This window comes from Xylophilus rhododendri (genome assembly GCF_009906855.1).
GTDB classification, from domain to species: Bacteria; Pseudomonadota; Gammaproteobacteria; order Burkholderiales; family Burkholderiaceae_C; genus Xylophilus; species Xylophilus rhododendri.
In genome coordinates, this window is record NZ_CP047650.1 from 3,052,368 (window position 1) to 3,072,096 (window position 19,729).

A 19,729-nucleotide genomic window follows, 5' to 3' on the forward strand; every position below is an offset into this window, starting at 1 on the left:
ATCGGTCAAGCCGGCTTCAGCAGGGTGTACTGCACCACGTCGGTATTGCCCTCGGCGAAGGCCGCTTCGCAGTAGGCCAGGTAGAACTCCCAGGTCCGCACGAATTTCTCGTCGAAGCCCTGTGCCAGCACCTCGGTGCGCACGGCCATGAAACGTTCGCGCCAGCGGCGCAGCGTCTCGGCGTAGTCGGGGCCGAAGGCGAAGCTGTCCACCACCCGCAGGCCCGCGGCCTCGGCCTGGGCCTTAAAGGCCGAGGGGCTGGGCAGGCAGCCGCCGGGGAAGATGTATTGCTGGATGAAGTCGGTGGAGCGCAGGTAGCGCTCGAACAGGGCGTCGTCGATCACGATGCTCTGGATGCAGGCGCGGCCGCCCGGCTTGAGCAGGCGCGCCACGCTGGCGAAGTAAGTGGGCCAGTACTCGCGTCCCACGGCCTCGATCATCTCGATGGAGCAGATCGCGTCGTAGGGGCCGTCGGTGATGTCGCGGTAGTCCTGCAGGCGCAGGTCGGCAGGGCCGAGTCCGGACACGCGGTCCTGCGCCCAGGCCAGCTGTTCGTCCGACAGGGTCACGCCGGTGAGCGAGGCGCCGAATTCGGTCAGCGCCATCTCGGCCAGTGCGCCCCAGCCGCAGCCGATCTCCAGCACCCGGTCGCCGGGCGCCACGCCGGCCATGCGCAGCGCGCGGCGTACCTTGGCGTGCTGGGCCTGGGCCATCGGCTGGTCCAGGTCGCCCTCGAAGCTGGCCGAGGAGTAGTTCATCGTCTCGTCCAGCCACAGCCGGTAGAAATCGTTGCCCAGGTCGTAGTGCTGGTGGATGTTGCGCCGGCTGTTGCGCCGGGTGTTGCGGTTGAGCAGGTGGCGCAGGCGGTAGAGCAGCCGGCCGGCCCAGTGGCCGTAGACCATGTCCTCCACCTCGCGCCGGTTGGCCACCAGCAGCCGCAGCAGCGCGCCCAGGTGCGGTGTGTGCCAGTCGCCGGCCATGTAGCTCTCGGCAAAACCGATGTCGCCGGAGCGCAGCACGGCGCCGCAGACGTTCCAGTTGTCGAGCACGATGGTGGCGCTCGGGCCGTCGTCGCCCGCATGGCCGAAATGCCGCATGCCGGCATCGCCCGGCAGGCGCACGCTCAACTGACCATGGCGCAGGCGGGAGAGCAGTTGGAAGACGGTCTGCGCCGAAGCCGGCGCATGGCGCGGCAGTTCCAGCAGGACCGGCGGCGCGGAATGGGGGACAGTGGTGCCGTTCATGAAGAGCGATACGTCGCAGCCGACTCGTTGGTTTCAGCCGCGCGTGCCAGGCTGGTGGAGACAGCCGGCGGCGCCGGCTTGCCGAAGAAGGGGGTGCGCTTGATCGCCAGCCGCAGCGCCTGCCAGTGGATGCGCCAGACGATGCCGAAGGTCAGCAGCGGAAACGCCAGCACGGCGCGGCGGATCGCGGCGGCGGTCAGGGGCGACAGGCGGCCGGCGATGCTGGTCTCCAGCAGCGGGCCGGTCGCGTCGTCGTAGTCGATGCGCACCAGGGTGCGGGCATCGGCGCCTTCGGTGCGCATGAAACGGAAGCGGTAGCGCCCTTGCACCTCGCAGAAGGGCGAGACATGGAAGACCTTGTCCGCCTGCACTTCCGCGCCCCAGGCCGGCGCGTCGAGCAGATAGTTGTGGCGTTCGCCGAAGGTGTTGTGCACCTCGGCCACGACCGCACGCAGGCTGCCGTCCTCGCGGTGGCAGAACCAGAAGCTCACCGGCTTGAAGCTGTAGCCCCACAGGCGCGGAAAGGCCTGCAGCCAGGCCTCGCCCGTCGCGTCGTGGATGCCGTGGGCGGCCAGCAAGGCGTCCAGCCAGGCCAGGGCGCCGCCCGCGTTGGGCAGGCGGCCGTCGCCGTGGTCGCTTTCGTGGAAGGACAGGATGCCGCGCCGGTTGAAGGCCAGCGCGCCCGCGGCCTGGGGATCACGCCGCAGGGTGCGCATCGGCAGCAGCAGGAAACAGCTCGGATAGGTGAAGGCATTGGGCCGCGGACGCGAGCGCCGGTGCCGCACTTCGCCGATGCCGATCAGCGGGGCCGCCGTGGCGTTCATGCTGCCGCCCTGGCGGGCGCCGACGCCATGTCCTGCAGCAGCCGGCGGGCGGCCTGCTGGCCGGCGGCCAGGCCGTCTTCGTGGAAACCATAGCCGGCCCAGGCGCCGCAGAAGTAGCTGTGCCGCAGGCCTTGCAGCTCCGGCAGCTGCGACTGCGCCTGGATGGCGGCCGCATCGAACACCGGATGGGCCCATTCGCGCTCGGCCAGCACCTGCGAGGCATCGACTTCGCGCAGCGGATTCAGCGACACGATCACCGGCTGCGCCCAGGGCAGCGGCTGCAGCTGGTTGAGCAGGTAGTGCAGGCAGACACGCGGTGCGATGCCCGCATTGGCGGCCGGCGGCGCGGCCTCGTAGTTCCAGGCCGACCAGGCAGCCTTGCGGCGGGGCAGCACCGAGACATCGGTATGCAGCACCGCGCGGTTGGCCTGGTAGCGGATCGCGCCGAGCAGCGCCGTCTCCTGCGGCGAGGGCTCCTCCAGCAAGGCCAGGGCGGTATCGCTGTGGGTGGCCAGGACCAGCTTGTCGAAGCGTTCGGTGCCGCGCGCGGTGCGCAGCCAGGCGCCGGCGGCATCGCGGCGGATGCCCAGCACCGGCGTGCCGGCGCGGGTGTCGTCCAGGCCGGCGACGATCTTCTGCACGTACTGGCGCGAACCGCCGGCCACGGTGAACCACTGCGGCCGGTCCAGCACCTGCAGCAGCCCGTGGTTATGGCAGAAGCGGATCATGGTGGCGGTGGGAAACTTCAGCATCTGGTCGGTGGGGCAGCTCCAGATGCAGCCCAGCATCGGCAGCAGGTACCAGTCGCGAAACGGCGTGCCCAGGCCGTGCGCATCGAGGAAGGCGCCTAGCGGCTGGTCCAGCGCCGCGGCGTCATCGGACTGGGCCAGGCGGGTGGCGATGCGGTTGAAACGCAGCAGGTCGCGCAGCATCGACCAGAAGGCCGGCCGCAGCAGGTTGCCGCGCTGCGCGAACACGGCCGACAGGCTGGTGCCGCTCCACTCCAGCGGCGCGGCGCCAGCGCGCGGCGCCTGCACCGAGAACGACATGTCCGACGCCACGGTCGCCACGCCCAGTTCGGCGAACAGCTGGATCAGCCGCGGATAGGTGCGTTCGTTATAGACCAGGAAACCGGTATCGACCCCGTGGGTCCGCGGGCGGCCCTGCTTATCGGGCAGGGTGATGTCGACGGTATGGGCGTGGCCGCCGAAGGTGGGGGCGGCTTCCAGAAGCGTGACCTGCGCATGGGGCTGCAGGGCGTGGGCAGCGGCCAGGCCGGAGATGCCGGCACCGACGACTGCGACCTTCATGCCAGCTTCTCGAAAAAGACTGGCCGGGAAGATAAAAATGCTGCGAAGCGCCCCGACACGAAGGAGGGAGGGAGGGAGGAGGAGAAGAGTCGCCTCGGGATTGCAGCCGCGCCTCTAGGGCACGGAAGGCTTCGCAGCAAGAAAAACGGGTGACGGGCGATGCCGCAAGAGTGGGATTCGATTGGCATGTGCAAGCCATGGTTCCCGTTTCCAAGTGCCGGAGCGTAAGTCTTTGTAATCCGGGAACAGGGCTTCATGACTATCCATACGCAGGCGGCCGGCTGCCGGATTCGGACAGCGCCGCTGGCGTGGGAAAGCCCTTCAGCGGCCGAGGGCCAGTTGCTGCTGCAGCGTCTTGAGGAAGGCGCCGTCTTCCGGCGTCACCGCACTGTCGTAGGCGGCGACCGGCCGGCCGTCGCGGCCGACCAGGTACTTGGTGAAATTCCAGGCCGGCGCCCTGCCGGTGGCGGCGGCCAGTTCCTTGAACAGCGGATCGGCGCCCGCGCCGCGCACCGCCGTCTTGGTGAACATGGGGAATTTCACGCCGAAGGTGTTCTCGCAGAAATCGGCGATCTGCCGGTTGCTGCCGGTCTCCTGCTCGAAATCGTTGGAGGGGAAACCCAGCACCACCAGCCCCTGCTCGCGGTAGCGCGAGTACAGGGCCTCCAGCCCCTTGTACTGCGGCGTGAACCCGCAAAAGCTCGCGGTGTTGACGATGAGCAGCACCTTGCCGCTGTACTGGCAGAGGTCCTGCGGCTTTTCGTCCTGCAGCCGAGGGAAGCTTTTCTGCAGCAGCGCGGGGCAGGATGCGCCGGCCGCGCGGGCCATCGGCAGCGATGCCGCCAGGGGGGCCAGGGCCAGGCCTTGCAGCAAGATCCGGCGGTTTGGAAGGCGTGGGGCGAGCGGTTTCATGGGCGCGATGTTAGGCCCCGGGCCGCCCGGGCGTGCAAGCGGATCCACGGCGTTTTTGTATGTCCTTGAATCTCCAAGCCTTTTTGAAGGGTGCTTGAAAGCTGGCGGGTAAAATCCTGCCCTTGCGCCTGTCATTTAGGTACTTCATGCTGTATCCCGAACTCTTCAAACAACTCGAATCCGTCCGCTGGGACATGGACCGCGACATCCCCTGGGACACATTCGACCCGACCCTGCTGACCGACGAACAGGCGCAGACGGTGAAGATGAACGCGATCACCGAATGGGCCGCCCTGCCGGCCACCGAGATGTTCCTGCGCGACAACCGCCACGACAGCGACTTCTCCGCCTTCATGTCGATCTGGTTCTTCGAGGAGCAGAAGCATTCGCTGGTGCTGATGGAGTACCTGCGCCGCTTCAAGCCCGAGTTCGTGCCCACCGAGCAGGAACTGCACGAGGTGCGTTTCGACTTCGACCCGGCCCCGCCGCTCGAAACCCTGATGCTGCATTTCTGCGGCGAGATCCGCCTGAACCACTGGTACCGCCGCGCGGCCGAGTGGCATTCCGAGCCGGTGATCCGCCACATCTACACCACGCTCAGCCAGGACGAGGCCCGCCACGGCGGCGCCTACCTGCGCTACATGAAGCGGGCCATCGTGAAGTTCGGCGACGAAGCCAAGTCGGCCTTCAGCAAGGTCGGCGTGCTGATGGCCAGCGCCCGCCGCACCGCGCAGGCGCTGCACCCCACCAACCTGCACGTCAACAAGGCCCTGTTCCCCAACGACACGGTGCAGAGCCGCATGCCCAACCCCGAGTGGCTGGAACACTGGCTGGACAAGCAGATCAATTTCGACGCCGTGTGGGAAACCAAGGTCGGCGAACGCATCCTGCACAACCTGAGCCTGCTGATGAACCGCAGCTTCAAGACGGTGCAGGAGCTCAACCGCTACCGCAAGGAACTGTCGGTGTCCCTGGCCGCCGCGGCTGCCGCCACCGGCACGCCGCAGATTGCGGCCTGAAGTCGTCTGGGGTTTTGCGCCCCGCCCCGCAAAAAGCGCCTTTCGAGGCGCTTTTTGTTTTTCAGATCATGCCGAGCATCCGGTCCAGCGAGAGCTGCAGCTTGACCTCCCGGTGCGGAATGCTGGCCGTGATCTTGAACGCGGCCAGGCTGGTGTCGCGCACCACGATCTCGCCGATCGGCATGCCCTGCCGGTTGAGCACCGCCGCCACCCGCGGCGTGGTGCCGGTGCGGCCGCGCTTGAGCACGATGCCGATCTCGTTGCTCGCCAGCTTGACGAAGGAGCCGGGCGGGTAGACACCCATGGCGGTGATCATCGAGGCGCCGGCTTCGTCGACCCGGTGTTCGTCGTCGAAATAGCTGGCGCGCATGGCGATGGCCGCCGGCATGGCCCAGCGCGAAACGCGGGGCGAGAGCCGGGCGGTGAAGATGTCGGCGCGCTCGATCAGGCGGGCGGCGCGTTCGCCGGGCGTCATGTCGGCCAGGCGGCCGGTGGGCGGCTCGTGGTGGCGGCGCACCGCTTCCAGCCACACCGGGTCGGTCACGCCGAGTTCCACCAGCAGGTCGCCCGCGCTGCTCGCATGCATGGAGATGGCGGCCATCTGCGCCTCGGTCGGCCGGTCGGGCTGCTGCACCAGGTCGTCCTGCAGCTGCGTCATGCTGATGTTCATGGTCAGCGCCGCCATGCCGGTGCTGTCGATCGCCGCCTCGTCCCACTGCAGCACGTCGCGGCCGGACATGCCGCAGATCACCGCCACCAGCATGGCGTGGGTGCCGCTGTACATGTTCATCTCGCGCGAGGCGAAATGGATCAGGGCGAACAGGGTGGCGTCGGGCTGGCGGCGGCTGTGTTCGGTCAGCTCGCGCCAGAGGCGGCCCATTTTTTCCAGGAAACCGGGGGCCAGCGGGTTCTTCAGCAGCTGGGTGGAGCGCAGCTGCAACTCGTGCCAGTCGGGCGGGCCGGCGCGCGGCGCCTCGGGCGGGGCCGCGGGCGCGGACATGCGTGCGGTGGCGATCTCGCCGATGGTCTTCTGGTCGCGCACCAGGCCGTCGAGCTGGCTCATGTAGGCGCGGGCCTGCTCGGGCGACTCGTCGATGTCGATGCACAGGGTGCCGGCGCGGGCCACCAGGATGTCGAGCTGGCTTTGCGAGGCGACCACGAATCCACGCCGCGCCAGCAGGGTGCCGTCGAGGGTGTGCAGCGCGAATGCCAGGGGGCGGCCGAGCTTGATGGATTCGGGTCGTAACGGAATCAGGTTCATGCGAATCGCCGGGGTCAGCGGGCGATTATGGTGGTGTATGCCTGACGCGCGGCGCCGGTCACGCGCCCATGTTTCCGTTTTTTTACATCAGCCCGCCGAATCGGCCTTGCGCCGCCGCAGCAGCCGGCCGAACCACTGGCCCAGGTCGTCCACATAGGTGAAGACCGCCGGGATCACCAGCAGGCTCAGCACGGTGGAGGTGATCAACCCGCCGATCACCGACACCGCCATCGGCGAGCGGAAGCTCGAATCCGCGCTGCCCGCGCCGATGGCGATCGGCAGCATGCCGGCGCCCATGGCGAGGGTGGTCATGATGATGGGCCGGGCGCGCTTGTGGCAGGCGTCGAGCAGCGCGTCCCAGCGGCTCATCGGCGCGATGGCCGGATGGCCTTCGGTGGCCGGATGGCCGCGCCGCGCCAGGATGGCGTATTCCACCAGCAGGATGGAGTTCTTGGTGGCGATGCCCATCAGCATGATCAGCCCGATCAGCGAAGGCATCGAGAAGCTCTTGTGCGCCGCCAGCAGCGCCACGAAGGCGCCGCCCAGCGACAGCGGAAGCGCCGCCAGGATGGTCACCGGATGCAGGAAGTCCTTGAACAGCAGCACCAGCACCACGTAGATGCAGAGCACGCCGGTCAGCATCGCCAGGCCGAAGCTGGCGAAGAGTTCGCCCATCACCTCGGCGTCGCCCACCTCGGTCACATGCACGCCCGGCGGCAGGTTCAGCACCGAGGGCAGGGCATGCACCTGCTTGGCCGCGTCGCCCAGCTGCACGCTGGACAGCTCGATCTCGAAGTTGATGTTGCGCGCCCGGTCGTAGCGCTGGATCACCGCCGGGCCGCCGGACACCTCCAGCGTGGCCACGTCCGACAGCAGCACCGGGCCGCGCTTGCCGGGCACCGACAGGCGCTCCAGCACGGAGAGGTCGCGCCGCGCGCTTTCATCCAGCCGCACCATGATCGGCACCTGGCGCTGCGCCAGGTTGAGCTTGGGCAGGCCGACGTCGTAGTCGCCCACGGTGGCCACACGCAGCGTCTCGGCGATGGCGGCGCTGGTCACGCCCAGGTCGGCGGCGCGGGCGAAGTCGGGCCGCACGGCGATCTCGGGCCGCACCAGGCTGGCGGAGGAGCTGATGTTGCCGAAGCCCGGCAGGGTGCGCAGGTCGCGCTCCACGGCCTGGGCGGCCGAGGCCAGGGCCTGCGGATCGTCGCCGGCCAGCACCAGCACGTATTTGTCGTTGGAGCCGCCCAGGCCCACTTTCAGGCGCACGCCGGGCAGGCTCTCCAGGGCGTCGCGGATCTGCGCCTCGATCACCTGCTTGCGCGGGCGTTCCTTGCGGGGGTCCAGCTGCACCGTGAGCGTGGCGCGCCGCACCTCGCCGGAGCTGGGCGCGGCGAAGGCATCGCCGCCGGCCGAGCCGCCGCCTATGGTTGTGTAGACGCTGCCCACATGCGCGATCCGGCCGAGCCGCTTGCGGGCTTCTTCCGCCACGGCGGTGGTCTGCGCCAGGCTGCTGCCGGGCTGCAGTTCCAGGTAGACCTGGGTCTGCGAGTTGTCGTCCGGCGGGATGAAGCCGGTGGGCAGCAACGGGATCAGCGCGATCGAGCCGACGAAGAATAGAAAGGCCATGGCCATGGTGGCCAGCCGGTGCTTCAGGCACCAGGCCACCCAGCGGCCGTAGACGGCCAGCCAGCGCGGCTCCTTTTCCTCGCCCACCAGGGGCTTGAGGATGTAGGCCGCCATCATCGGCGTCAGCACCCGGGCCACCACCAGCGAGGCGAACACGGCCAGCGCCGCGGTCCAGCCGAACTGCTTGAAGAACTTGCCGGCGATGCCGCTCATGAAGGCGGTCGGCAGGAACACGGCGATCAGGGTGAAGGTGGTGGCGACGACCGCCAGGCCGATCTCGTCGGCCGCCTCCATGGCCGCCTGGTAAGGCGTCTTGCCCATGCGCAGGTGGCGCACGATGTTCTCCACCTCCACGATGGCGTCGTCCACCAGGATGCCGACCACCAGCGACAGCGCCAGCAGCGTCACCACGTTGACCGAGAAGCCCAGCAGGTACATGCCGACGAAGGCCGGGATCACCGACAGCGGCAGCGCCACCGCCGAGACCAGGGTGGCGCGGAAGTCGCGCAGGAACAGCCACACCACGATGACGGCCAGGATGGCGCCCTCGTAGAGCATGTGCATGGAGCCGTCGTATTCGTCGGCCACCGGCTGCACGAAGTTGAAGGCCTCGGTCAGGTGGATGTCGGGATGGCGTTCCTTCAGTTCGGCCAGCGCCTTCTGCACGGCCGCGCCCACTTCCACCTCGCTGGCGCCGCGGCTGCGCGAGACCTCGAAGCCGACCACCGGCTTGCCGTCCAGCAGCGCGGCGGCGCGGCGTTCGGCGAAGGTGTCGGAGACGGTCGCCATCTGGTCCAGCCGCACCCGGCGGCCGTCGCTCAGGGTCAGCTGCAGGGCGGCCAGCTCGTCGGCGCTCTGCACCGTGGCCAGGGTGCGCACCGGCTGTTCGCCGGCCCCCAGGTCGGTGCGGCCGCCGGCGCTTTCGTTCTGCACCTGGCGCAGCTGCTTGGAGACGTCGGCGGCGCTGGCGCCCAGCGACTGCATGCGGCCCGGGTCCAGCGACACGCGCACTTCGCGGGTCACGCCGCCCACCCGGTTGACCGCGCCCACGCCCGGCACGGCGAGCAGGCGGCGGGCGAGTGTGTCGTCGACGAACCAGGACAGGCCTTCCTCGTCCAGCTGGTCGGAGCTGATGGCGAAGGCCAGCACCGGCTGCCCGGCCAGGTCGACCTTGGTGATGATCGGATCGCGCAGGTCGGCCGGCAGGTCGGCGCGCACCCGGCCGACGGCCGAACGCACGTCGTCCACGGCTTCCTGCACACCTTTTTCCAGGACGAACTGGGCCATGATCGTCACGGTGCCGTCCTGCACCGTGGTGTTGATGTGCTTCAGGCCCTGCAGCGTGGCGATGGAGTTCTCGATCTTGCGGGCGACATCGGTCTCCAGCTGCCCCGGCGCGGCGCCCGGCAGCAGGGCGGTGACGTTGACCGTGGGCAGGTCGATGTCGGGGAAGTTCTGCACCTTCATCGCATTGAAGGACAGCAGGCCGGCGAAGGTGAGCAGCACGAAGAGCATCACCGCCGGAATCGGGTTCCGGATGGACCAGGCGGAAACGTTCATTGCACGGTCCCGTTGTTGGCGATGCGCACCAGGTCGCGGTCGTTGAGGAAGCCTGCGCCCTGGGTCACCACGGCCTGGTTGGCTTCGAGGCCGGAGACGATCTCGATGCGCTCGCCGATGCGGCGGCCGGTCGCCACCTTGCGCTGGGCGACACGGTTGTCGGCGCCGGGGACGAAGACATAACTGAAGGCTTCACGGACCACGACGGACTGCTGGGGCACGGTCAGTGCATCGCTGGTGCCGAGCTGGAAAGTGCCTTTCGCGAACATCCCCGGAAAGACCGGCCCGCCCTGCCGCGCCTGCGTGTTCGAAGCCGGCGCGCCATAGCCGGGCTGCGCCGGCAGGTCCACGTAGACCAGCCCGTTGCGGGTCTGCGGATCGACCGTCGGCGCCAGCATGCGCACCTTGCCGTCCACCTCGGCGCCGCTGGCCGCCACGATGTGCACCGTCTGGCCCGGCTGGATGCGGCCGAGTTCGGCCGAGGTGACTTCCGCGCGCCACTCCAGCCGGCCGCGCCGCACCATGCGGAACAGCTCGGTGCCGGCGCCGACCACTGCACCCACGGTGGCGCTGCGCGAGGAGATCACGCCGCTGTCGGGCGCCAGCACCTGGGCGAAGCCCAGGCGCACCTGCTGGGCGTTGAGCACCGCCTTGGCGGCTTCCACCCGGGCCCGGGCGGTCTGCTCGGTGGTCATGTACTGGGCGATCTGCGAGCTGCTGAGCGCGCCGCTCTTGTCCAGGGTGCGGGCGCGTTCGGCGTTGGCCTTGGCATCGGCGGCGTTGGCCTCGGCCTCCAGCAGCGAGGCCTTCGACTGGGCCAGGTCGGCGCGGGGTGTGTCGTCGGCGAAGGTGGCCAGCACCTGGCCGGCGCGCACGTTGTCGCCCACGTTGACCTTCACGTCGGTCAGCCGCAGGCCGGCGGCCTGCGAGCCGATGACCGCCTCCTGCCAGGCGGCCACGCTGCCGTTGGCCGTCAGCGCGATCGGCAGCGAACTCTTCTGCGGCAGGGCGGTGGAGACAGTGAGCGCCGGGCGCGGCGCCGGCGGCGGATCGGCCGCCTGGCTGCGGGTGACGAAGACACCGGCGGCGAACAGGACGGAGCAGGCGGCGAGCGCGGTCAGCGTGAAACGGCGGCCGAAGAGGAGGCGCTGGAGAAGAGGCATGGGATGGTCTCGAAGGCGAAAGACGAAAGAGGGCTCAGCGGGCTGCGGTGGACTGCGCGTCGCCCGGCGCGGGCGCGGTCGCATCCCAGCCGCCGCCGGCGGCGCGGTACAGGCCGATCCAGGCGGCCATGCGTTCGCGCCGCAGGTTGACCCGGGCGGTCTCGGCCGACAGGGCCGTGCGGCGCGAGTCCTCCAGCGTGATCAGGCTGGCCAGGCCGGCGTCGTAGCGCGCCTGGGTGCCGGCCAGCGCGCGGCGGTAGCCGTCGGCGGCGATGTCGGTCGAGGCGACGCGGTCGTCGGCCGCCTGCAGGTTGACCAGGGCTTCCTCCACCTCGCGCACCGCCTGGCGGGCCTTGGCGTGCAGCTGGGCGGCGGCTTCGTCGTAGCGCGCCTTGGCGGCCTGCACATCGGCCTTGCGGCGGCCGCCGTCGAAGAGGGGCAGCGCCAGCGCGACCGGGCCGACCTGCCAGTTGGTGAAGTCGAACGTCCGGCCGCCATAACCCAGCTGGGCGCGCGAGACCGAACCCTGCAGCGTCAGCCGCGGATAACGCGCGGCCTCGGCGCCGCCCACCTCGGCGCTGGCGGCGGCCACTTCGCGGGCGGCGGCGCGCACGTCGGGGCGCTGCTCCAGCAGCTGGGCGGGCAGGGCGGGGATGTCGAAGGCGGCGGGCGGCGCCTCGGGCTCGGCCGCCTGGGCGATGCGGCGGCGCAGCTCGTCTTCATCCAGCGCGGTCAGGGCGACCAGGGCCTTCACGCCGACATCGCAGCTGGCGCGCTGCTGGGTGCGCCGGGCCTCGCTGTCGGCGGCGCTGCCGCGTGCCAGGGCGGCATCGGCCGGCGCCTGGAAGCCGGCTTTGGCCGACAGGTCGGACAGGCGCGCCGTCTCGCCGCGCGACTTGGCATCGGACTCGGCCACCGCCAGCAGGCGCCGGCAGTTGCGCACCGTGTCGAGCTGGTTGGCCACGTCGGCGGCCACGGCCACCCGGGCGTCGTGCCAGGAGGCGCGTGCGCCTTCGAGCCGGGCCTGGGCGGCGTCGCGGGCGGCCGCGTTGGCGCCGAACAGGTCGGCATCCCAGCTCACGCTGGGGCCGGCCTGCATCTGCGTGGCGATGCCCAGCACCGAGGCGTTGAAGCCGCGCTGGATGCTGGCGTTGAGGTCGGCGCTGGGCAGCAGGGCGGCCTGTTTGCCGACCTCGGTGCTGCGCGCCTGCAGCAGGCGGGACTTCGCCTGCGCCAGGGTGGGGCTGGCCTCCTCGGCGGCGCCTATCAGCTCCACCAGCAGCGGGTCGTTCAGGCGCTGCCACCAGCTCTGCATGTCGGCGGTGCTGCCGCCGTGCGGCAGCTGGGCATGCCAGCCGGCGGGCGGCGTCAAAGGCGGTGCGGCGGGCGGGCGGGCGGTGGCGCAGCCGGCCAGGACGGCCGCGGCGGCGACCGCTGCCGCGAGCCGCATGGAAGAAGGCAGGGTCATGGAAAGGCTCATGAGGAATGAGGAGGTGCGCCGTCGCGGCGCTGGCGCTCGGCCTGCACCAGCGCCAGGGCGAATTCGACGAGCCGGCTGCGCCAGGCGTCCAGCGCAGCCGGCGCGGCGAACAGACCGGGCAGGTCGGTCTCCAGACGCTCGTGCGCCACCACCAGCTGCAGGCCGAGGCCACCGATGGCGATGGCCAGGCGGTGCACGTCGTCGTCGGCCTGCGCCAGGCCGAGGGCGCGACACAGCTCGCCGACCAGGTGGGCATGCAGGGCGGCGGTGCGCTCGCGCTTGGTACGCGACTGCTCGGTCGGCTCCAGCATTTCGCGGATGTGCAGCCGCAGCACCTGGCGCATGCGTTCGCCCTGCTTGAGCGGCTCGGTGAAGCCGGCGAAATAGCCGGCCAGCCAGTCAGCCAGCGGCTGCGGGCCGGCCGCCGGGGCGGAGGAGGTGGCGGCCGAGGCATCGACGATGCACAGCTCCTCGAAGGTCGCCCGGTACAGGCCGGCCTTGTCGCCGAAGTAGTAGCGGATGGCCGCCAGATTGGCGCCGGCGGCTTCGGCCAGCGCCCGGGTGGAGGTGCGGGCGAAACCGAGTTCGGAAAACAGCCTGAGGGCACAGCCGAGCAGGCGGGCCCGGGTGTCGGGCACGGTTTCGGCGGAGGGGGGTGGAGGACGCGGAGCCGGCATGGGCCGGCATTAGACCATCAATTCAATCGATTGATTGAATTGTCTGCGTCAGGTGAAGCCGGGCCCGGGGCGGTGTCCATCGCGGCGTCGGCGTCCGCAACGCTGGCGGCAAGCGCTTCGGCCCGTGCCTGCTCCCGCGCCAGCGTGCGTCGCACTGCCGCGCCAAGCACGGCCGCCGCCTCACACACGCGCCTCCTGCTGATACCGGCGAAATCGGCGCCACCTTGCGTCTGCTCCTGCTGCACTGCGCGCTCTAGTTCGGCATGGGAGTGTTCGTCGGCAGCCGCCATGTCCTTCGTGTACTGCGCGTCCCTCAGCCCTGGATAGTCGTCGAGCCAGCCCGTCTCGTGCACGAAACGCATCAGGTCATTGTTCTTCACCGTGACCACGGCCGCCACCATCACCGCCAGGTGCGTCAAGGGCACTTGCGTCTGGTAGTAGGTCGTGGTCAGCCCTTCATCCTCCAGCAGGCCCCACCGGCGCAGCTGAGCCTTGATGCACAGGCTGCGCTGCAGCAGGTCGATGTTGGGCGCGTTGCCGTAAATCCCGAAGGTGTGGCGCCGCACCACGTCGTGCAGATGGAGCTGGCGCAGCACCCGCAGCTTGCCGCGCAGGTCCGTGGCCTGGAAGAAGCGCAGCAGCAGGCGCGCGCGGTCCGCGCCGGAAGCGACGTTGTCCTCGCAGGACGCGCAGGCATCGACGCCGATGGCGACCAGCCTCTCGGCAAAGGGCAGCCCGGCCGAGCGCATCATGGCGAGCCAGTCCCCGCACAGGGTCAGCAGCACCTGGGGCCGTTCCCTCCATTCGGCCGTGGTCGGCAGCCGCGCCATGAACAGGGCCAGGCCCTGGCAGTGCTGCCGGTCGAGCAGGGGCTGTCCCTTGTTGTCCAGGATGGCAGGCAGCGCATCGATGTAGCGGTGCAGGTCCGGCGGCAGGGGCTGGTAGAGGGCGCTGATGAACTGCGGCTCCAGGCAGAGGTTCAGCAGCTGCTGGCATTCCAGCAGGTCCAGGTCGCGCAGTTCGAGGGCGCGCAGGATGCGCGGCAGGATCATGATCAGGGTGCGCGGTGCGGTGTAGCCATGGGCCAGCGCCTCGTGCAGTTCCGCCGGCTCGCGGGCCCGGCCGTCTTCCAGCGTCAGGCCCAGCAGGCGGGCCAGGGCATGCATCAGTGCCAGACGCTCGGGTTTGCCGCGTCGGTAGGCGGTGCGCAGGGCCGACAGCAGGCGGCCGGGGGCCAGCTCCGGTGCCCCGGCATTGCCTGCCAGCAGGGCGCGGTAGGTGGGCTCCTGGTCGCGGATGTCCTGGTCATGGTCCACCAGGGCGATCTTCAGGCAGGCCATGACATGCATGTCCAGCGCGGCATGGGCGCCGGTGCTGTCCTTGCTGTCGCGGCCGCGGCGGCGTTCCAGGTCGCGCAGCATCGCCGCGATGGAGATGGGACCGCTCCAGGGATAGCCCGGGAAATAGGCACCGCGGTCCTCCAGGTTCACCAGTTCGGAGCCCGGCGCGCCGGCTTCGGGCCATTCGTCGGCGCAGTGGGTGCAGGGAAGGCCTAGCAGTTCGTGCAACTGCCGCAGCTGCCTGGCCTGGTCCCAGGATCCCGCGCGAGGATAGGTGCGGTGCATGTCGGCCAGCATGCCCAGGGCCCGCCTCAGGCGTGAATCCTCCACGCCGGAGGCGTCGATGTCCGGCATGGGTTCCGGGACCGGCGGGATGAGCAGTGCGGGCTGGGGCGGCCTCGGAATGCTTCGCGGCCGCTCCTGCGGTGGGGGCGGAGGCGGCGGCGGAGGCGGCGGCGGCACCGCGAACACCTCGGCCGCCCTCGGCGCGGGGTCGGGCGGCGGTGCCGCCGGCAGCTGCGCCAGCGGGCCGGCCGACCCTGGCGGCGCCGTGTAGGGCAGGCCCAGGGCCGCATGGGTCTGGCGCAGCAGCGAGTCGTGCCAGCTCTCCTGGCCGGGCGCGCCGAGATACAGGCGGTAGAAACCGAGCAGCTCTTCCTCGCTGATGGGGAGCTGGCCCACCCGGTGGTTGCGCAGGCGCGTGGCGGATGCGAGCAGGGCGTCGAGTTCGGCGGGTGTGCAGGCCGGCGTCTCGGCCAGGCTCAGCCGCGCGCAGAACGTTCGCGCCGAGCGGGGTGGATCGATGGCGGCGAATGCACCGCCCGATGGGGGGATGGCTGGGTTGAACATGATGGTTTCCCACTGACGATGGATCGCTCGACGATAGGAAGGCGCGCGCTGCGGCGTGTTTTCAGAGCCGCAAACTGCACCGGTCGGCGAAACGCCGAGCGCCAGCGGGCGCGAATCCTGCTTGCCCCTGCAGCGCCATGTCCTTCACCCCGCGCCCCCAGGCCACGCCCCTCAATTTGCGCCAGATCGAGGTCTTCCACGCCATCATGATCACCGGCTCGCTCAGCGAGGCCGGCCGCATGCTGTGCGTGTCGCAGCCGGCGGTCAGCCGGGTGCTGGCCACGGCCGAGAGCCGGCTCAAGTTCCTGCTGTTCGAGCGCGTGCGCGGCCGGCTGCAGCCCACGCCGGAGGCGCGGCGGCTGTTCTCGGAGGTCGAGCCCATCGTGGCCGCGGTCAACCATTTCAACGGCGTGGCGCGCAGCCTGGCCGAGGGCGACGAGGGCAAGCTCTGCATCGTCTCCAGCCCCAGCTACAGCGAATGGCTGATGCCGCGCGCCATCGAGCGCTTCCGCGCCCGCCATCCGGACGTGCACATCAGCTACCGCCCCATGCCCTTCGACGCGCTGCTGCCGCACATGCTGCTGGGCCGCGCCGACCTGTGCGTCTCCTCGATGGCGCCGCCGAGCGGCGCCAACCTGGCGGTCAAGGAGATCGGCGAGGGCCGCATCATGTGCGCCATCCCGCGCCGCCATCCGCTGGCCGGCGCGGACGTGGTGACGGCCGCCATGCTGCGCGACCAGACCCTGATCAGCTACGGCAGCGAAACCCCCTTCGGCCAGATGACCAGCCGTTTCCTGGATGCGGCCGGTGTCTTCCCCCACATCGAGATCCGCTCCACGCCCGAGGCCCTGGCCCTGGTGCGCCAGGGGGTGGGCGTGGCGCTGATCGAATCCTTCGGTTTCACCGAGACCCTGGCCGACACCATGGTGCTGCGGCCGATCGCCCCGGCGCTGGTGCACCAGATCTACCAGATCCATTCGCGAGCCCATCCGCTGTCCAACCTGGCCAAGGGTTTCCTCGCCACGCTCAAGCACCTGCTCGACAAGGAGCTGCCGCAAGACCTCTTGCCCGAGCGCCTGGCGGCCTGAATTCCCCGTCCACACATCAGCCCGGAGCTGCAAAAGCGGCCCCGGGCTTTGCCGTGGGCGCGGCCTTTTCGGGCCGGTCATCACGATTTGGCGGTCACCCATAAACGAAGGTTATGACTCGGGTTAACCCTTGTATGCCTCCAGCGGGATTTTTCCTTTTCGGATCAAGGGCTTAGACCTTGATTGGAGCCCGTCCCACACCTTCTCCACCACGCAATCGAGGGGCTTTGGAAGCCGCCAAGCCCCTCGCATCATCACGGCCAGGTCACATAAACCGAGACGAAAACCCCATGTCCAACATCATCACCGTCGCCGCCGCCCAGCTCGGCCCCATCCAGAAGGACGAAGGCCGCGATGTCGCCGTCGCCCGCATGGTCCGCCTGCTGGAGCGCGCCCACCAGCGCGGCGCCCAGGTCGTCGTGTTCCCCGAACTGGCGCTGACCACCTTCTTCCCGCGCTGGTACCACGAGGACCTGAACGAGGTCGACCACTGGTACGAGAGCGAGCTGCCCTCGGCCGCCACCCAGCCGCTGTTCGATGCGATCAAGAAGCTCGGCCTGACCGTCTACCTCGGCTACGCCGAACTGGCCTTCGAGGCCGACGAGACCGGCGCGGTGCGCAAGCGCCGCTTCAACACCTCTGTGGTGATCGCGCCCAGCGGCGAAATCATCTTCAAGTACCGCAAGGTGCACATGCCCGGCCACGTGGAATATGCCCCGGCGCGCAAGGTGCAGCACCTGGAGAAACGCTACTTCGAGATCGGCAACCTGGGCTTTCCGGTGGTGCGCGCGCCCGTCGGCGGCACGCCGGTCAACATGGGCATGATGCTGTGCAACGACCGGCGCTGGCCCGAATCCTGGCGCAGCATGGGCCTGCAGCAGGTCGAGCTGGTCATGCTGGGCTACAACACGCCCAGCCTGAACATGGAGAACAAGGGCTTCGAGGCGCACCACCTGCGGGTCTTCCATTCGGAACTCTCGATCCAGGCCGGCTGCTACCAGAACGCCACCTTCGCCGTCGCCACCGCCAAGGCCGGCAACGAGGACGGCCACGAACTCTTCGGCCACTCGGTCATCGTCAACCCCCAGGGCGAGGTCATGGCCCGCACCACCACCTGGGACGACGCACTGGCCGTGGCCGACTGCGACCTGGAGATGTGCCGCCTGGGCCGCACGACCATCTTCAACTTCGCCCTGCACCGCCGCACCGAGGCCTACGGCCGCATCACCGAGCAGACCGGCAGCGTCGAGCCGCCGGTGTGGACCAGCCGCGAAGGGAGCCTGTGATGAGCACCGCCGCACCGCAACGCAGCCGCCCGGCCGCCACCATCCCGCACGAGATGCTCGGCCAGATGCGGGTGCCGACCTTCGCCGACGTGGAACGCGCCGCCGTGGCCATCGCGCCCCATGTGCGCCGCACGCCGCTGCTGCGTTCGCCCAAACTCGACGCCATCGCCGGCGCGCCGGTCTGGCTGAAGACCGAATGCCTGCAGGTCACCGGCTCCTTCAAGGCGCGCGGCGCCTTCAACGCCATGCTGGCGCTGAGCCCCGAGCAGCGCGCCCGCGGCGTGGTGGCGTATTCCACCGGCAACCACGGCCAGGCCATCGCCTGGGCCGCCAAGACGCTCGGCCTGCAGGCCACCGTGGTGATGCCGGTCGATGCGCCCAAGAACAAGGTCCAGAAGGCCACCCAGCAGGGCGCCCAGGTGGTGCACTACGACCGCCGCACGCAAAGCCGTGAAGAGATCGGCATGCGCCTGCTCGAAGAAAGCGGCGGCACGCTGGTGCCGCCCGGCGACCATCCCGACGTGCTGGCCGCGCAAGGCACCGTGGCGCTGGAAGCCCTGCAGGACCTGCCGGCCGAGGCCCGCGCCAACCTGGGCCTGTTCGCCTCGCCCTGCGGCGGCGGCGGCCTGGCCGCGGGCTGCGGCCTGGTGATCGATGCACTCAGCCCGCAGACGCGCCAGTACGCCGTCGAGCCGGCCGGCTTCGACGACACGGTGCAGTCGCTGGCCAAGGGCCAGCGCACGCCCAACGCGCCGGGCGCCACCACCATGTCCGATGCCCTGATGGCCGCGATTCCCGCCGAGCTGCCCTGGGAGATCAACCACCGCTTCCTCAGCGGCGCCCTGGCCGTCAGCGATGCCGAGGTGCGCACGGCGATCCGCTTCGCGCTGGAAGAGCTGCGCCTGGTCGTGGAGCCCGGCGGCGCCGTCGCCCTGGCCGCGCTGCTGGCCGGCAAGCTGGACCTGCAGGGCCGCGACGCGGTCATCGTGCTGTCCGGCGGAAACATCGACACGCCCCTGCTGCGCGAGCTGCTGCAGGACGCCTGATTTTTATTTGTCCCGTCCCACGAAACCCTTTCAACAGGTCCTCACCATGTCCACCTTCAAGACCACCCTCGGCCGCCTCGCGCGCCGTGTCGTCCTGCCCTTCGCGGCACTGACGCTGGCCACCGCCGCCTTCGCCGCCTTCCCCGACCGGCCGATCACCATCATCGTGCCCTTCAACGCCGGCACCACGCCCGACATCCTGACCCGCATGGTGGCCGAGCAGATGGGCCGCGACATCAACCAGTCGGTGGTGGTGCTGAACCGCGTCGGCGCCTCCGGCATCATCGGCACGCAGGCCCTGATCAACTCGCCGGCCGACGGCTACACCCTGGCCTATGCCAACGTCGCCACGCTGGCGATCAACCAGGCGCTCTACAAGAAGCTGCCCTACGACGCCGACAAGCAGCTGGCCCCCGTGGCCCTGGCCGGCTACGTGCAGAACGTGCTGGTGGTGCGCCCCGAGCTGGGCGTGAAGTCGGTGGCCGAGCTGATCGCCCTGGCCAAGAAGAAGCCCGGCGCGCTGAGCGTGGGCTCCGGCGGCAACGGCACCACCGGCCACCTGAGCGCCGAGATGTTCAAGGCCATGTCGGGCACCTTCATGACCCACATCCCCTACAAGGGCGGCCTGGAAGCCGACCTGGCGCTGATCCGCGGCGAGATCGACGTGCTGTTCGAGAACATCACCACCATCGCGCCCTACATCCAGAGCGGCAAGGTCATCCCCCTGGGCGTGACCGGCGTGAAGCGTGATGCCACCCTGCCCAACATGCCGACCATGGCCGAATCCGGCCTCAAGGGCTACAACGCCGTGGCCTGGACCGGTTACGTGGCGCCTGCCGCCGTCGATCCGCACACGCTGGACTTCCTGAACAAGGCGATCAACAACGCCCTGAACAACCCGCAGCTCAAGGCCCGCCTGGCCGGCATGGCCTTCGAAGTGACGACCGGTCCGCGCAGCGCCCTGTTCGACCTGGCGCACAAGGAACGTCCGATGTGGGCTGACGTCGTCAAGCGTTCCGGCGCCGCCGTCGACTGATCAAC

At 69.8% G+C, this 19,729-nt stretch carries 15 protein-coding genes; 5 read left to right on the top strand and 10 right to left on the bottom strand.

Features of this window, described 5'->3' with window-relative positions; genetic code table 11:
* Window positions 1-5 precede the first annotated feature (5 nt).
* The 4 genes from GT347_RS14005 to GT347_RS14020 form a co-directional block, all read right to left on the bottom strand.
* Window positions 6-1,244 carry an SAM-dependent methyltransferase gene (locus GT347_RS14005; protein WP_160552714.1) on the bottom strand — a complete coding sequence of 413 codons (1,239 nt, stop codon included), beginning with the start codon at window positions 1,242-1,244 and terminating at the stop codon, window positions 6-8.
* Window positions 1,241-2,068 (bottom strand): DUF1365 domain-containing protein, encoded by an 828-nt coding sequence (locus GT347_RS14010; protein ID WP_160552716.1) that lies wholly within the window; start codon window positions 2,066-2,068, stop codon window positions 1,241-1,243. The genes GT347_RS14005 and GT347_RS14010 overlap by 4 nt, the downstream gene beginning before the upstream one ends.
* Complete coding sequence (locus tag GT347_RS14015; RefSeq protein ID WP_160552718.1) at window positions 2,065-3,378, bottom strand: NAD(P)/FAD-dependent oxidoreductase; 1,314 nt, start codon at window positions 3,376-3,378, stop codon at window positions 2,065-2,067. The genes GT347_RS14010 and GT347_RS14015 overlap by 4 nt, the downstream gene beginning before the upstream one ends.
* A gap of 321 nt (window positions 3,379-3,699) precedes the next feature.
* On the bottom strand, window positions 3,700-4,290 hold the full coding sequence (locus GT347_RS14020; RefSeq protein WP_160552720.1) for a glutathione peroxidase: 591 nt from the start codon (window positions 4,288-4,290) through the stop codon (window positions 3,700-3,702).
* A 146-nt stretch (window positions 4,291-4,436) separates the two neighbouring features.
* On the opposite strand from GT347_RS14020, the gene GT347_RS14025 reads away from it, so the two are divergent.
* A complete protein-coding gene (locus GT347_RS14025) occupies window positions 4,437-5,309 on the top strand; it encodes a ferritin family protein (RefSeq protein ID WP_160552723.1) in 873 nt (290 codons plus the stop codon).
* A gap of 61 nt (window positions 5,310-5,370) precedes the next feature.
* On the opposite strand, the gene GT347_RS14030 is transcribed toward GT347_RS14025, so the two are convergent.
* From GT347_RS14030 to GT347_RS14055, 6 genes are all read right to left on the bottom strand, one after another.
* Window positions 5,371-6,570, bottom strand: a complete 1,200-nt coding sequence (locus GT347_RS14030; RefSeq protein ID WP_160552725.1) for an HD-GYP domain-containing protein — start codon at window positions 6,568-6,570, stop codon at window positions 5,371-5,373.
* 87 nt (window positions 6,571-6,657) lie between these two features.
* A complete protein-coding gene (locus tag GT347_RS14035; RefSeq protein WP_160552726.1) occupies window positions 6,658-9,759 on the bottom strand; it encodes an efflux RND transporter permease subunit in 3,102 nt (1,033 codons plus the stop codon).
* On the bottom strand, window positions 9,756-10,922 hold the full coding sequence (locus GT347_RS14040; RefSeq protein WP_195812350.1) for an efflux RND transporter periplasmic adaptor subunit: 1,167 nt from the start codon (window positions 10,920-10,922) through the stop codon (window positions 9,756-9,758). Before GT347_RS14040 ends, GT347_RS14035 begins: the two co-directional genes overlap by 4 nt.
* A 34-nt stretch (window positions 10,923-10,956) precedes the next feature.
* Window positions 10,957-12,390: an efflux transporter outer membrane subunit gene (locus tag GT347_RS14045; RefSeq protein ID WP_229722309.1), complete on the bottom strand. Its 1,434-nt coding sequence runs from the start codon at window positions 12,388-12,390 to the stop codon at window positions 10,957-10,959.
* A gap of 8 nt (window positions 12,391-12,398) precedes the next feature.
* Complete coding sequence (locus GT347_RS14050; protein WP_229722310.1) at window positions 12,399-13,040, bottom strand: CerR family C-terminal domain-containing protein; 642 nt, start codon at window positions 13,038-13,040, stop codon at window positions 12,399-12,401.
* Window positions 13,041-13,096: 56 nt separating this feature from the next.
* Window positions 13,097-15,268 carry a hypothetical protein gene (locus GT347_RS14055; RefSeq protein WP_160552734.1) on the bottom strand — a complete coding sequence of 724 codons (2,172 nt, stop codon included), beginning with the start codon at window positions 15,266-15,268 and terminating at the stop codon, window positions 13,097-13,099.
* A 137-nt stretch (window positions 15,269-15,405) separates the two neighbouring features.
* Here GT347_RS14055 and GT347_RS14060 point away from each other — a divergent pair, with 137 nt between their 5' ends.
* The 4 genes from GT347_RS14060 (at window position 15,406) to GT347_RS14075 (ending at window position 19,724) form a co-directional block, all read left to right on the top strand.
* A complete protein-coding gene (locus GT347_RS14060; protein ID WP_160552735.1) occupies window positions 15,406-16,356 on the top strand; it encodes a LysR family transcriptional regulator in 951 nt (316 codons plus the stop codon).
* A 290-nt stretch (window positions 16,357-16,646) separates the two neighbouring features.
* A complete protein-coding gene (locus GT347_RS14065) occupies window positions 16,647-17,642 on the top strand; it encodes an N-carbamoyl-D-amino-acid hydrolase (protein WP_160552737.1) in 996 nt (331 codons plus the stop codon).
* Window positions 17,642-18,688, top strand: coding sequence for a threonine ammonia-lyase (locus GT347_RS14070; RefSeq protein WP_229722311.1), 1,047 nt, complete (start codon window positions 17,642-17,644; stop codon window positions 18,686-18,688). Before GT347_RS14065 ends, GT347_RS14070 begins: the two co-directional genes overlap by 1 nt.
* Before the next feature lie 46 nt (window positions 18,689-18,734).
* Window positions 18,735-19,724 (top strand): Bug family tripartite tricarboxylate transporter substrate binding protein, encoded by a 990-nt coding sequence (locus GT347_RS14075; protein ID WP_160552739.1) that lies wholly within the window; start codon window positions 18,735-18,737, stop codon window positions 19,722-19,724.
* Window positions 19,725-19,729: the final 5 nt, after the last annotated feature.

Coding starts and splice junctions, on each gene's coding strand:
- GT347_RS14005 (WP_160552714.1), bottom strand. CDS start 1,244: ATGAACGGCACCACTGTCCCCCATTCCGCGCCGCCGGTCCTGCTGGAA.
- GT347_RS14010 (WP_160552716.1), bottom strand. CDS start 2,068: ATGAACGCCACGGCGGCCCCGCTGATCGGCATCGGCGAAGTGCGGCAC.
- GT347_RS14015 (WP_160552718.1), bottom strand. CDS start 3,378: ATGAAGGTCGCAGTCGTCGGTGCCGGCATCTCCGGCCTGGCCGCTGCC.
- GT347_RS14020 (WP_160552720.1), bottom strand. CDS start 4,290: ATGAAACCGCTCGCCCCACGCCTTCCAAACCGCCGGATCTTGCTGCAA.
- GT347_RS14025 (WP_160552723.1), top strand. CDS start 4,437: ATGCTGTATCCCGAACTCTTCAAACAACTCGAATCCGTCCGCTGGGAC.
- GT347_RS14030 (WP_160552725.1), bottom strand. CDS start 6,570: ATGAACCTGATTCCGTTACGACCCGAATCCATCAAGCTCGGCCGCCCC.
- GT347_RS14035 (WP_160552726.1), bottom strand. CDS start 9,759: ATGAACGTTTCCGCCTGGTCCATCCGGAACCCGATTCCGGCGGTGATG.
- GT347_RS14040 (WP_195812350.1), bottom strand. CDS start 10,922: ATGCCTCTTCTCCAGCGCCTCCTCTTCGGCCGCCGTTTCACGCTGACC.
- GT347_RS14045 (WP_229722309.1), bottom strand. CDS start 12,390: ATGACCCTGCCTTCTTCCATGCGGCTCGCGGCAGCGGTCGCCGCCGCG.
- GT347_RS14055 (WP_160552734.1), bottom strand. CDS start 15,268: ATGTTCAACCCAGCCATCCCCCCATCGGGCGGTGCATTCGCCGCCATC.
- GT347_RS14060 (WP_160552735.1), top strand. CDS start 15,406: ATGTCCTTCACCCCGCGCCCCCAGGCCACGCCCCTCAATTTGCGCCAG.
- GT347_RS14065 (WP_160552737.1), top strand. CDS start 16,647: ATGTCCAACATCATCACCGTCGCCGCCGCCCAGCTCGGCCCCATCCAG.
- GT347_RS14070 (WP_229722311.1), top strand. CDS start 17,642: ATGAGCACCGCCGCACCGCAACGCAGCCGCCCGGCCGCCACCATCCCG.
- GT347_RS14075 (WP_160552739.1), top strand. CDS start 18,735: ATGTCCACCTTCAAGACCACCCTCGGCCGCCTCGCGCGCCGTGTCGTC.